This window comes from Pseudomonas fragi (assembly GCF_002269505.1).
GTDB lineage: Bacteria > Pseudomonadota > Gammaproteobacteria > Pseudomonadales > Pseudomonadaceae > Aquipseudomonas > Aquipseudomonas fragi_D.
Genome location: NZ_NQKQ01000035.1, coordinates 32,466 through 45,962 on the forward strand (window position 1 = coordinate 32,466; position 13,497 = coordinate 45,962).

Below are 13,497 nucleotides of genomic sequence, written 5' to 3' on the forward strand. Positions count from 1 at the left end.
GCGCAATAGGCGGTACGTAGTCTGTGCACCTCAACGTCTCATGTTTTATCGAGGTCGCAGTGAGCACAAACTCTTCAAATGCAGCAGAGCAGCCTCTCGTCACCGGGTTTGACCCTGTGGTGCAATTGATCAAGAAAGCCCAACAAAATGCAGCTCTTGCTGTGAACACGCAGTTGATCGGACTCTACTGGCAAGTGGGTGCTTATATCAGCCAAAAGATGGAGCGGGCTGAATGGGGAGATTCTGTAGTCGAGCAGTTGGCCAATCACATTGCCAACACCCAACCGGGTCTACGGGGGTTCACTCGTCGAAATTTGTTCCGTATGCGCCAGTTTTATGAAACGTATAAAGAGGATGAAAACTTTGTGTCAGCGCTGCTGACACAAATGCCGTGGACTCACCATCTGATGCTCTTGAGCCAATGTAAATCACTGGCAGAACGAGAGTTTTACATGCGTAATGCGATTGCTCAAAAGTGGTCGAGTCGCGAGTTGAATCGTCAATTGGAGAGCGCGTTGTTTGAGCGGATGGTAATTCGTCCGGCCAGACTTTCACCCGCATTGCAGGAACGTGTTGCGGGCGTGGCGGACGTATTCAAAGACGCTTATTACATTGAGTTCTTGCAGCTCTCCAAAGGTCACAGTGAGTCGGGGCTGCATCAAGGATTGCTCGGGCGGTTAAAGGAGTTTCTGACCGAGCTGGGCCATGATTTTTGCTTCGTTGGCTCAGAGTTTCCATTGCAGGTAGGCGCCAGGGATTTTTCTATAGACCTGCTTCTGTTTCATCGTGGCTTGAACTGTCTGGTAGCGATTGAGTTAAAAGTGGGTCGCTTCGAACCCGAACACCTGGGCAAGCTCAACTTCTACCTCGAAGCCCTGGATCAGGGCCACCGCAAGGCTCACGAAAACCCGGCAATCGGTGTTTTACTGTGTGCCAGCAAAGACGATGAAGTGGTTGAATACGCGCTTAACCGCTCGCTGTCTCCCGCTTTGATCGCTGAGTATCAGACCAGGCTGCCGGACAAGAAGTTATTGCAAGCCAAGCTGCACGAGTTTTATCTGCAGAACGTTCCCGTTGATGATGCGTGACCCCGCCCCGGAGTTGTTAACCCTGTGAATATCGATACCCGTATCAAGTACCGACATCTCGTGTGCTTTCTGGAGATGGCGCGCCAGGGCAGTCTGGCGCGGGCGGCGGATGTGCTGGCGGTAAGCCAGCCGGCGATGTCAAAAACCCTCAAGGAGCTTGAGGAGTTATTGACCGTCAGCCTGTTTGTGCGCAGTAAAAGCGGGGTCACCCTGACTGAGGCCGGGGTTGCCTTTCTGCGTTATGCGACACCTTCGGTGCAGGCCTTGCGTGAAGGCGTGAACGCCCTGCGGGGTGGCGAATACGTGGGCGGCACGGTGCGTCTGGGGGTGTTGTCGACGGTAGAAAGCCTGCTGATACCCGAGTTGGTGCAGCGCCTGCACGCCAGGCATTCGTCGCTGGTGGTGAGCGTGGTGACCGGGCCCAGCGCCTATCTGTTATCGCAGTTGCGGGTAGGCGATGTCGATTTGGTAGTGGGGCGCATGACCGATAGCCCGGAAATTCAGGGTATGAATTTTGAGCATCTCTACAGCGAATCCATGACCCTGGTGGTGCGCGCAGATCACCCCCTGATCCGGGGACCGCTGGACCGTAGTCAACTGGAAAACTACCCGCTGGTTTTGCCATTGGCCAACACCACCATTCGCACCTTTGCCGACAGCCTGTTTGTGCAGTGCGGCATCAGCCAGTCCCGCCAGCGCCTGGAAACCCTGTCGATCACCCTCAGCCGGCGTTATGTGCTGCGCAACGATGCGGTGTGGATCGCCCCGCTGGATGCCGTGCGCCTGGACCTGGCCAGTGGCGAGCTGCAAGAGATCGACCTGGGCCAGCGTGAGCCGGGCGGTTCGATCGGTATTTGCAGCAACGCCCATGTGCCAATGTCGGTGGCAGCGCAAGGGTGTGTCGAGGTTTTGCGTGAATTGGGCCAAGCTTACGGCGAAGGAATTTATCCATAACCATTTGGTTATGGATAGGCCTGGCCTTTTCAATAGTCGTTGCGCCCCTGTTGGTTAAAACTGGCTCCCAGCCTTTATAAAAACAACAGGAGATCGACATGTCTGATGCAGACAGCCGGCGCTTTATCATCCGTGACCGCAACTGGCACCCGAAAGCCTTGACCCCTGACTACAAGACTTCCATTGCCCGTTCCCCGCGCCAGGCGCTGGTGAGCATTCCACAATCGGTCAGCGAAACCAGCGGGCCTGACTTTTCCCATCTGAAATTTGGCAAATTCGACAACGACCTGCTGCTGAATTTCAACAATGGCGGTTTGCCGATAGGCGAGCGAATCATCCTGGCAGGTCGCGTGCGCGATCAATACGGCAAGCCAATTCCACATACCTTGGTGGAAATCTGGCAGGCCAACGCAGGCGGCCGCTATCGTCACAAGAACGACCGCTACCTGGCGCCGCTGGACCCAAACTTCGGCGGCGTGGGCCGCACCCTGACCGACAGTGAAGGTTATTACAGCTTTCGCACTGTCAAGCCAGGGCCCTACCCTTGGCGTAACGGGCCTAATGACTGGCGTCCGGCGCATATCCACGTCTCCATCAGTGGCCCCTCGATTGCCACGCGCCTGATTACCCAGCTGTACTTCGAAGGTGATCCGATGATCCCCATGTGCCCGATCGTCAAATCGATTACCAACGCCGATGCCGTGCAAAGCCTGATTGCCCGGTTGGACATGGGCGCGGCCAATCCGATGGATTGTCTGGCCTATCGTTTTGACATTGTGCTGCGCGGTCAGCGCCAGACTCACTTCGAAAACTGCTGAGGAGCCTCGTCATGCCTATCGAACTGCTACCCGAAACCCCATCGCAAACGGCTGGCCCCTACGTGCATATCGGCCTGGCGCTGGCTGCGGCCGGCAACCCGTCGCGTCCTGAGGAAATCTGGAGTGAAATGGCCAGGCCCGATGCCGAGGGCGAGCATATTGTGCTGTTTGGCAACGTTTATGACGGTAATGGCCACCTGGTGCGCGACTCTTTTCTGGAGCTTTGGCAAGCCGACCATAAAGGGGTCTATGACGAAAATTTCGACTCGGAAAAAGCTTTCAACAGCTTTGGCCGCACCGCCACCACCTTCGATGCAGGTGAGTGGACACTCAATACCATCAAGCCGGGCGTGGTGAACAACGCAGCTAGCGTGCCGATGGCGCCGCATATCAACGTGTCGCTGTTTGCCCGCGGTATCAACATCCATTTGCAAACGCGGCTGTACTTCAGCGATGAGCCAGAAGCCAATGCCAAGTGCCCGGTGCTCAACCTGATCGAGCAGCCGCAGCGGCGCGAAACCCTGATCGCCCAGCGTTGCGAAGTCGATGGTAAAACGGCCTACCGGTTTGATATCCGCATTCAGGGCGAAGGGGAGACGGTGTTCTTCGACTTTTAAGCGCCTGAGACACCAGCGCAAACCTTGTAGCCGCTGAGGAGCGCAGCGAGGCTGCGATCGAGCGCGAAGCGGTCGTAAACTCAGAGAACGCGGTTTTTCAGGTAATAACGCGTTCACCGATATACGACCGCTTCGCGCTCGATCGCAGCCTTCGTACCTCGGCAGCGACTACGTGACTTGTGTGCGGCCGCGCCGCTGTTGCCACGCCGCCGCCAACCCGCTGGCGCAGATGATCGCAATACCGACCCGGCTGGCCAGATCCGGTGTGTGGTCAAAAAGCAACCAGCCCAATATCCCCGAAAACACGATCTGGCAATAGCTGAATGGCGCCAGCAATGCCGGTGCTGCCACTCGAAACGACTGGGTCAGCAGCAGGTGTGCCGTCATGCCCAGGGTGCCCAATGCCAGCATCTGCAGGCCGTGGGTCAAGGTTGGCGTTTGCCAGAAAAACGGCACCAGCGCGCTCATCACCAATACGTTGAACAACCCGGCAAAAAAATTGCTGGTGGTGGGGCTGTCGTACGCGCTGAGTTTGCGCGTGAGGATTTGATAGCAGCTAAAACACAACGCCGCCGCCATCGGCAATAGCACCGCAGGCGTAAACAGTTCGCCCCCGGGGTGGATAATGATCACCACCCCGATAAACCCGCATACCACGGCCAGCCATTGCCCGCGCGTTACCGTCTCGCCCAGCAACGGCCCGGACAATGCTGCCACCAGCAGCGGTGCCAGGAAGTTGACCGCGGTATTTTCAGCCAGCGGGATAAACAGCAAACCGTAGGTGAAAAACAGCCCCGAGCCCAGCAGGCAGATAGCCCGCAACACCTGAAGTAAAGGCCGCTTGCTGCGCAGTACACGCAAACCCGACTGTGGCAGAAAAATCCCCGCCATCAGTACGGTATGCACCAGGTAACGTGCCCACACCACCATCACCACCGGGTAAAAACCACTGAGGTACTTGGACAGCGCATCGTGGCTGGAGAACAGCGCTGTGGCCGTCACAATCAGCAAGATGCCCTTCAAGGGGTGGTTCACCCCCGAAAGGGGTGTGGGTAATGTCATCGAATACCTCGTTGTTCTATGCGCTAAACCTGCGGGATTTTTCGCGGTGCCATGAAGTACATCCACACTAACGCAATGAAGTACATCGCTGGAATCATGGTGAACAGCAAGGTGTAGTTATTGTTGGTGACCGTCAGCACATAACCTACAAACTGGGTCATAAACATCCCGCCGATTGCGGCGCACATGCCGCCAAAGCCGAACACGGTGCCCATCATGTGCTTGGGTGTGTAATCCATCACCATGCTCCACACGTTGGCCGTCCAGGCCTGGTGCGCACCCAGGGCCAGGGCAATGGCGCCCACGGCGACCCACAGTTCGCTGGAGCCTGCGGCCATCACCACGCCGATGATGCTGATGGCACACAACAGCATCGACACCAGGCGCGCCTTGACTGCCGCCATGCCGCGCTTGATCAGTACCGAAGACAGGATCCCGCCGCCCACACTGCCAAAGTCGGCAGTGATGTAGATGATGATCAACGGAATGCCCATTTGCGTCACGCTGATGCCCAGGTTGTATTGCTGATTCAGGAACGGTGGTAGCCAGTACAGGTAGAACCAGAACACCGGAGCCGTCATGGCGTAGGACAAGGCGAAGGCCCAGGTGCCGCGCATCTTGAGGATGGTGCCGAACGAGACGGTGGTTTGCTCAGGCTCTTTCTCTTGCTGGATATAGTCCAGCTCCGCCTTGCTAACGGTAGGGTGCTCTTCCGGGTTGTAGTACTTCAAACCCCAGAAGATCAGCCAGATACCGCCCAGTGCCGCCATGCACAAAAAGGCCGCCTGCCAGCCCCACACATGCAGCACCAGCGGCAACATCATCGGCGTGAACATGGCGCCCACGTTGGTGCCGGCGTTGAAGATGCCGCTGGCCACGGCCCGCTCGCTGGCCGGGAACCACAGGCGTGTGGTTTTTACGCAGGCCGGGTAATTGGCAGCTTCGGTGATGCCGAGGATAAAGCGGCAGATCATAAAGCCCACCGCCGAAGTGGCCAGGCCATGGGCGCCGGTGGCCAGACTCCACAGCAACACGGCGCAGAAAAACACGCGCTTGACCCCGACCCGGTCGATCAGGCGGCCTTGCAGCACGAAGCCAATGGCATAGCCCACCTGAAACCAGAAGTTGATGTTGGCGTAATCCATCGCCGTCCAGCTCATCTCCTTGGCCAGGATCGGCTGCATCACGCCCAGGGCCGCGCGGTCGATAAAGTTGAGGGTGGTGGCGAAGAACACCAGTGCGAGCATGCCCCAACGGGTTTTGCCAGTCGCCAGGGTGCCGCGAATCTTGTCACCGATTCCTGCGCCTGGAGCGTGGGCAGAAGTGGTGCGTGCAGTCGGAGAAGGGACCATGGATGTTTACCCGTTTCTTGGAATTTTTATGTGGTGTTGCACAACAAGTGACGCAAGGAGTACGGGCTTGATGGTGGCGAGTGGACAAAAAGTCGTCAATTCAAGATAGGCCATATTGTTCGATAATCGCACGCAAAACTAACCGGTTGGTACAGATTGGTTGCTCAATAATAGGGCGCCCTTAATAATCAAGCCATTAAGAAATGCCGTCGCCTGCAGGCTGCGCCAATCCTGGGAGTTATAAATGAAGCGTTCGATCGCCACGGTTTCCTTGAGCGGCACCCTGCCGGAGAAGCTCGACGCCATTGCGGCGGCAGGTTTTGACGGGGTCGAAATCTTTGAAAACGACCTGCTGTATTACGACGGCAGCCCCCGTGAAGTCCGTCAGATATGCACCGACCTGGGGTTGGAAATCAGCCTGTTCCAGCCGTTTCGTGACTTTGAAGGTTGCCGTCGTGACCGCCTTGCCCGCAACCTGGACCGCGCCGAACGCAAGTTCGACCTGATGCAGGAACTGGGCACCGATCTGGTGCTGGTGTGCAGCAATGCCGCGTCTGACTCCACAGGTGACCGGCAGATTCTGCTCGATGACCTGAGCCTGCTTGCTGAGCGTGCCGGGGCGCGTAACCTGCGTATTGGTTACGAAGCGCTGGCATGGGGCCGTCACGTAAACACCTGGCAACAGGTCTGGGACCTGGTGCGCGAGATCGATCACCCGAATCTGGGCGTATTGCTCGACAGCTTCCACACCCTTTCGCTCAAGGGGGACCCGAGTGCCATTGCGCAGATTCCGGGGGACAAGATCTTCTTTGTACAGATGGCCGATGCACCGATTCTGGCCATGGATGTGCTGGAGTGGAGTCGACATTTTCGTTGTTTCCCGGGGCAGGGCGAATTTGATCTGCCAGGGTTTTTGGCACCGATCGTACAAAGTGGCTACACCGGGCCCCTGTCGCTGGAGATCTTCAACGACGGTTTTCGCGCCGCTCCGCCCCGCGCCAATGCGGCCGATGGCTTGCGTTCGTTGCTGTATCTGGAAGAGAAAACCCGCGAGCGGCTTGCCCTGCAAAATGCCCCGGTCGCGACCCTGGAACCGTTGTTCGCGCCGCCTGCCGCCAGCCCGTACGACGGCATCGAGTTTCTCGAATTTGCCGTGGATGAAAGCCAGGGCGCGCAACTGACTCACTGGCTCGAGCGCCTGGGTTTCAGCAAGGCGGGGCAGCACCGCTCAAAAAATGTGAGTTTGCTGCGCCAAGGTGATATCAACCTGATTCTTAACGCCGAACCCTATTCTTTTGCCCATAACTTTTTTGAGGCCCACGGTCCGTCGTTATGTGCCACCGCGATTCGGGTGCAGGACAGCGCCAGCGCACTGGCCCGTGCCGTAGCCTACAAGGGCCAGCCCTATCGCGGGCTGGTCGGCCCCAACGAGCTGGAACTGGCGGCAGTACGTGCGCCTGATGGCAGCCTGATTTATCTGGTGGACAAAGACGCAACCGGCAAGCCGTTGTATGAGTCTGACTTCAACCTCACGTCAGCCCCTTTACCCCAGGGCGGCCTTAAACGCATCGATCATATGGCGATGGCATTACCCGCCGACAGCCTCGACAGCTGGGTACTGTTCTATAAAAGCCTGCTGGATTTCGAAGCCGATGACGAAGTGGTGCTCCCCGACCCCTATGGCCTGGTAAAGAGCCGCGCGCTGCGTAGCCGTTGCAGCTCGATTCGCTTGCCACTGAATATTTCCGAAAACAGAAACACCGCCATCTCACATGCCTTGTCGAGTTATCGCGGCTCGGGCGTGCATCACATTGCCTTCGAGTGCGATGACCTCTTTGCCGAAGTCAGCCGCGCCAAGGCCGCGGGCGTGCCGCTGCTGGATATCCCGCTTAACTACTATGACGATCTGGCCGCACGCTTCGATTTCGATGATGAATTTCTGAGCAAGCTGGCCTATTTCAATGTGCTGTATGACCGTGATGCCCAGGGCGGCGAGCTGTTTCATGTGTACACCGAAGCGTTTGAAGGGCGATTCTTCTTCGAACTGCTGCAACGCAAAAATGGCTATGCCGGCTATGGCGCGGCCAACGTAGCCGTACGTCTGGCAGCCATGGCCAAGTCGCGCAGTGGTGCGGCGCGTCAGGCAAAGCTGTAAGGCGACTTCCTTCACAGAGCAGGGCAGCCCATAATCCCGGGCAACCCAAAATGGCCGTGAGCCTTTATGACCAAGACCCAAGAAGTCGACACCGGCGCCACGGTACCGGTAGTCGAACCGCGCAAGAGCCGTAAGAACAACCCAGAGAAAACCCGCGAAAACATCCTGCAAGAAGCCATTGTCGAGTTCGTCGAGCAAGGGTTGTCGGGTGCGCGGGTGGACGCTATAGCAGAGCGCACCAAGACCTCGAAGCGCATGATCTATTACTACTTCACCAGCAAGGAGCAGCTCTACGTCGAGGTGCTGGAGAAACTTTACGGCGAGATTCGCAGCATCGAAAGCTGCTTGAATCTGGACCAGCTTGAACCGGTGGAGGCTATTCAGCGGCTGGTGGAGTTCACCTTCGATCACCACGACATGAACGCGGATTTTGTGCGTATTGTCAGCATCGAAAATATCCACAAGGGTGAATACATCAAGCGTTCGGAAGGCATCAAGGCCATGAACGATACGATTGTGCAGGCACTTGAAAATATCCTGCAGCGCGGCGTCGAACAACAGGTGTTCCGTGCCGGGCTCAACCCGCTGGATGTGCATTTGCTGGTCAGCTCATTCTGTTTTTACCGCGTATCGAATCGCTACACCCTGGGTGAAATTTTCCAGGTCGACTTCTCCGATCTGCAGGTCAAGCAGCGTCAGCGCGACATGATGTGTGATGCCGTGTTGCGCTATTTGCAGGCCTGAGCAGGCGACACACTTTGTACTAATGAAACACAATACCAATTGAAAATCATTCTCGACAAAAAGTAAGATAGCGGCCCCTTTCCTTCATGCTCAGGGAGTCGGTTTGTTGGATATGGATCTCAAGGGCTTGTTCCTCAAGCATGCCAGTACCCTGCGTGGGTATCTGGCACGCAAGGTGCGAGACCCACAGCTGGCCGCGGACCTGGTGCAGGAAAGTTTTCTGCGCATGGCCGAGCGTGGCCGCAAAGAGCAAATCGACAACACCCCCGGTTATCTGTACCGCATTGCCGGCAACTTGCTGGTCGATCACATTCGCCAGGAAACCCGGCGCAAGACCGATACGGTCCCCCATGAAGCGCTGGCCGAAATCGAAGACGAAATGGCAGGGCTGGAGGCCCAGGCGATGGCTGAACAACAGCGCATGGCTCTAAAGCAGGCATTGTCCGAATTGCCCGAACGCACACAGGAAATCTTCCGTCTCAACCGCATCGAGGGCATGACCCACGCCCAGGTTGCCCGCCATCTTGAAATTTCCGACAGCTCAGTACAGAAGCATCTGTCGAAAGCCTTGGCTTACGTCATGCAGCGCCTACAAGAGCCCTAGAAATAACTTTCAAATATGTAGATGAACGGCTTACTGAGTTTTAGCCGGCGAGACGTCACTGCTTATATATAACGAGAAATAGAGATTCACACCTGATGAGCCAAGGCCCCGAACAGCAGAGCATTACTGAAGCGGCCGCCGAGTGGGCGGTGCGTCTGCACGCGGGTGCATTGAGCGAGGAGGCGCAGGCGCAGCTGGAGCAGTGGCTCGCGGCCGATAAGCGCCATCCAGAGGCCTTGCGCTTTGCCGAGCAGACCTGGGCAGCGCTGGGAGATTTGGCACTTGAGCCGCGACCTGTAGCCCATCGCCAGCGACCAGCAGAAGCCCAACCCGCGCCAGTGACCCGCCGTCGGCGGCCGTTGCGCTGGGCCGGGCGTGCGGCAGTGCTGTCGCTGGTGCTGGCTGTCGGCTGGTTTAGCGGCCCGACGTTGCTGATACAGATGCAGGCCGACTACCGCACAGGTGCGGGAGAAATCCGCACGGTTCAGCTCGATGACGGCAGTTCGGTGCAGTTGGATGCTTCCAGTGCCATCAGCATCGACTACGACACTGGCGAGAGGCGCATCAGCCTGCTGGCGGGTTCGGCGGTGTTTGATGTCGCCCCGATGAGTGAAGCCGAAACCCGACCTTTTGTGGTGCAAAGTGCGGGCGGGCGCACCCGGGCGCTGGGCACGCAGTTTGTGGTGGGCCGCGAAAGCCGCGACCGGGCTTGGGTCGGCGTGCTGCAACACAGTGTCGAGGTCAGCCTGCAGGCGCCCCCGGCCAAAGGCGCGGCGCAGCAAACCCTGGAGGAGGGCCAGAGCGCCCGCTACAGCGCAGCGCAGGGTGTAGAAAAACTCCCCGGTTTTGATTTGAACGCGGCCACCAGCTGGCGCCGTGGCGTGCTGGTATTTGACCGTCAGCCATTGGGTCATGTGATCGAACAGCTCAACCGCTATCGCCCCGGCCAGATCATCTTGGCCAACCCGGCCCTGGCCAGTCGACAGGTCAGCGGCGTATTCCGCCTCGAAATGCTCGACAGCGCCCTGCACACCCTAACCCAGGAGTTGCAGGTGCAGCGCGTCGAACTGGCGGGCGTGAGCCTGGTGTATTGAGCCACCACCCATCCTGTGGGAGCTGGTTTGCCTGCGATGCAGGCGGCGCGGTGTGTCAGGCAGACTGCAGTGTTGCTATCGTGAGCAAGCCCGCTCCCACAAGGCCCTCCAGCGCTTTTGCAAATTAATCGCAAAAACCTTTACTGACTTTTCCCCCATGTTACGTCTTGCTATTGAGATTCATTCGCAAAGCAGCTCGTAAGCCTGGGGAAAATAAAAATGATGGGTATTCAGCGCAAAGGGGTGCAGTCCGCAAGCCGGTTAGCCTTTGCTGTTCATGTCGGGATTGTCGCCCTGTTGGCGGCGCAAATGCCGGTGCAGGCCGCAGACAAGGTCAGCAACGCCGTTCAACAAGAATTTATCGCCTTCCATATTCCGGCCCAGCCGCTGGACAAGGCCGTGCTGATCTTCGCCGAACAGGCTGGCCTGCAAGTGCTGTTTGACAGCCAGATGCTGCGCGGCCTGAACTCCGTAGCGTTGAACGGTGACCTTGGCGTGCAGGAAGGTCTGGCGCGCTTGCTGGGCAACAATCCGGTGGAGTACCGCTTTACTGGCGAACGGCAGATCACCCTGACCCGCGTTAGCGGCGAACACAACGGCGCCCTGGCCCTGGGCACTACCTCGGTGACGGCCAGTGAGGGTAATACTGCGGATTGGGTGTACCAGACGCCTGAAGGGGTGTCCGTGATTACCAGCGAGCAAATCAACAAGCGCGCCCCGCGTCACACAGCCGACATGCTGGAGGAAACCCCCGGTGTCTACACCGCAGTAGACCAACGCGACCCAGGCTTGTCGGTCAATATCCGGGGTCTTCAGGACTATGGCCGGGTCAACATGAACGTTGATGGCATGCGCCAGGACTTCAGCGTCAATGGTCACCAGCATCGCAACGGCGTGATGCTGATCGATCCGCAGATGATCTCAAGTATTGAAATCGATAAAGGCACTCAGTCGGGCATGGGCGGTGCTGCAGTACTCGGGGGGATCGCCACCTTTAAAACCATCGAAGCCAGTGATTTTTTGAAAGATGGCAAAGAGTTCGGCGGACGTATCCGGGCAGGTAGCGGTATCGGTGAATTGGGCAACGGTACTTATTTCAACGGTGGTGGAGTATTCGCCATCGGAAACGACATTGGCGATGCCTTGTTTGCCTACAGTGAACGACACTTCGGCAACTACCGTAGCGGCCGGCAAAACGCTGACAACCTGGGGGATGAAATCCGCGTCAAAAAAACTCGCCGCGAAGCCTGGAACAACTGGCTGAACAATGAGGTGGGGGATGCAGGCAGCGTGACGCGCTCGCAGATGGTCAAGTTCGGCCTCAACTTGCCCAATGATCAGCGTGTACAACTGAGCTATCTGAATACCGACAGCGACAGCAATGATTCATGGACCTACGCGATCAACAACGAGACGGACTATGACTACGTCCGCCACAGCAAGAACAATCTGGGCACCGCCAACTTCGGGCTGGACTACAGCTTTAATCCCGACAACGAACTGATCGATTTCAAGGCCAAGCTGTATTACGTCACCACGGAACTGGTGCGTTCCAACGCCGGGCACCAGACGAGCGAAGTAAGGAACAACTACGACCCGTACAAGGACTACTTCCGTACCGATACCTGGGGGCTGCAAGGCGAGAACACCTCACGCTTCAACTTCGATTCCTACGGTCTTTTAACCTGGAATTATGGCTTGGAGATGTACCAGGACAACTTCAAGCCCAAGACCGATAAAGTTGCTGCCCTGAGCGAGACAATCACGCCCTATGTTGAAGGCGCAAATCCGACAGGCAAACGCACCATGGCCAGCCTGTTCAGTAATCTGGAGTACAACTACAACGACTGGCTGACCCTCAATGGTGGCTTGCGCTATGACCGTTATCGTCTTGAGGGCAAGACCGGAATGACGATCTATCGTAGAGAAATAATTCGCCATGAAAATGGTGTGCCGGTGGTTAATCTGAATCCGGCTAAGCGTGTCGAGGATACCTACGACCTGGACGAAGAGAGCGGCCAGTTTTCACCGACCTTCGGTCTTGCGATCAAGCCAGGTGTGGACTGGCTTCAGTTGTATGCACGTTGGGGCAAGGGATGGCGCCCACCGGCGGTGACCGAAGTATTGATGACAGGGCGACCGCATGGCGGTAATGCTCCAGAGCGGGTATTCCCCAACCCCTACCTGAAGGCCGAAGAGTCCAGAGACTGGGAAGTGGGCTTCAATATCTTCAAAGAGTCGTTATTTTTTAATAATGATCGGCTGGGCGTGAAAGTATCTTACTTTGATAATCGCATCAAAAATTTCACATTTATGCAATACGGTATTGGCTTGCCGGAGTCTGCAATTGGTAATTTTGGTGATCTGGCATACGTTAATAACTTGAATGATACGCGCTTCAGGGGGCTTGAATATCAGCTCAATTACGATATTGGGCGCATGTATACCAACTTGAGTTATACCCATATGATTGGCACCAACGATTTTTGCGCCAATGACTACTACCTGGGTGGCGCAAAAAAAAGCGGAAAAACGCTTGTTAATTACTTGGAGCGTTATGTAAGGCCTGATGGGAAGATGGGCTTTAGACCGGTGCGAGAGTCTGAATATCTGGATGATGATAAAAGAAATAATAATGTCGCCTGTGGCGGCATTATGGGCAGCGCTGCGCATATGCCCGCCGACCGGGGCTCCTTGACAGTTGGTGCGCGCTTCCTGGAGCGACGGTTGGATACGGGTATTCGCTTGCGCTACAGTCGCGGCAACGGTGCCGATATGAATGCCCATAACTATTACAGTATCGAGCAAGCCACTTGGCCCAAATACAGTGTGTATGACCTGTATGCCAGTTATTGGCCCACTAACGATATCAATCTCACCTTGGTGCTGGAGAATGCCACCGATGAGGCGTACTTCGTGGCCATGGGGGATGGGCGGTCTCAAGGAACAAGTGCAACAGTCAGTTAATTTTTCTGAGCATGCTAATCACGAAACTGGGCATTCCCGCCT

The 13,497-nt window shown here is 56.7% G+C and carries 11 protein-coding genes; 9 read left to right on the forward strand and 2 right to left on the reverse strand.

What is annotated here, in order from left to right; translation table 11 throughout:
* Positions 1–59: 59 nt before the first annotated feature.
* The 4 genes from CJU81_RS22100 (at position 60) to pcaG (ending at position 3,477) form a co-directional block, all read left to right on the forward strand.
* Positions 60–1,088, forward strand: a complete 1,029-nt coding sequence (locus CJU81_RS22100; protein WP_254924912.1) for a PDDEXK nuclease domain-containing protein — start codon at positions 60–62, stop codon at positions 1,086–1,088.
* A 24-nt stretch (positions 1,089–1,112) separates the two neighbouring features.
* On the forward strand, positions 1,113–2,042 hold the full coding sequence (pcaQ, locus tag CJU81_RS22105; RefSeq protein ID WP_094999389.1) for a pca operon transcription factor PcaQ: 930 nt from the start codon (positions 1,113–1,115) through the stop codon (positions 2,040–2,042).
* Positions 2,043–2,140: 98 nt separating this feature from the next.
* The gene (gene pcaH, locus CJU81_RS22110; protein ID WP_016779340.1) at positions 2,141–2,860 is read left to right on the forward strand and encodes a protocatechuate 3,4-dioxygenase subunit beta; all 720 of its coding nucleotides are present in this window, start codon (positions 2,141–2,143) and stop codon (positions 2,858–2,860) included.
* Positions 2,861–2,871: 11 nt separating this feature from the next.
* Positions 2,872–3,477 (forward strand): protocatechuate 3,4-dioxygenase subunit alpha, encoded by a 606-nt coding sequence (gene pcaG, locus CJU81_RS22115; protein WP_095038253.1) that lies wholly within the window; start codon positions 2,872–2,874, stop codon positions 3,475–3,477.
* 168 nt (positions 3,478–3,645) lie between these two features.
* On the opposite strand, the gene CJU81_RS22120 is transcribed toward pcaG, so the two are convergent.
* Both CJU81_RS22120 and CJU81_RS22125 read right to left on the reverse strand, forming a co-directional pair.
* Complete coding sequence (locus CJU81_RS22120; protein WP_095038254.1) at positions 3,646–4,539, reverse strand: DMT family transporter; 894 nt, start codon at positions 4,537–4,539, stop codon at positions 3,646–3,648.
* A gap of 23 nt (positions 4,540–4,562) precedes the next feature.
* Positions 4,563–5,891 (reverse strand): MFS transporter, encoded by a 1,329-nt coding sequence (locus CJU81_RS22125; protein ID WP_095038255.1) that lies wholly within the window; start codon positions 5,889–5,891, stop codon positions 4,563–4,565.
* 244 nt (positions 5,892–6,135) lie between these two features.
* Between CJU81_RS22125 and quiC the strand changes: the two genes are divergently transcribed.
* From quiC to CJU81_RS22150, 5 genes are all read left to right on the forward strand, one after another.
* Positions 6,136–8,046 carry a 3-dehydroshikimate dehydratase QuiC gene (gene quiC, locus CJU81_RS22130; RefSeq protein WP_095038256.1) on the forward strand — a complete coding sequence of 637 codons (1,911 nt, stop codon included), beginning with the start codon at positions 6,136–6,138 and terminating at the stop codon, positions 8,044–8,046.
* 66 nt (positions 8,047–8,112) lie between these two features.
* Positions 8,113–8,790 (forward strand): TetR/AcrR family transcriptional regulator, encoded by a 678-nt coding sequence (locus tag CJU81_RS22135; protein ID WP_095038257.1) that lies wholly within the window; start codon positions 8,113–8,115, stop codon positions 8,788–8,790.
* Positions 8,791–8,893: 103 nt separating this feature from the next.
* Positions 8,894–9,394 (forward strand): RNA polymerase sigma factor, encoded by a 501-nt coding sequence (locus CJU81_RS22140; protein ID WP_095038258.1) that lies wholly within the window; start codon positions 8,894–8,896, stop codon positions 9,392–9,394.
* Positions 9,395–9,489: 95 nt separating this feature from the next.
* Complete coding sequence (locus CJU81_RS22145; protein ID WP_095038259.1) at positions 9,490–10,488, forward strand: FecR family protein; 999 nt, start codon at positions 9,490–9,492, stop codon at positions 10,486–10,488.
* A 219-nt stretch (positions 10,489–10,707) separates the two neighbouring features.
* Complete coding sequence (locus tag CJU81_RS22150) at positions 10,708–13,455, forward strand: TonB-dependent receptor (protein WP_095038260.1); 2,748 nt, start codon at positions 10,708–10,710, stop codon at positions 13,453–13,455.
* Positions 13,456–13,497: the final 42 nt, after the last annotated feature.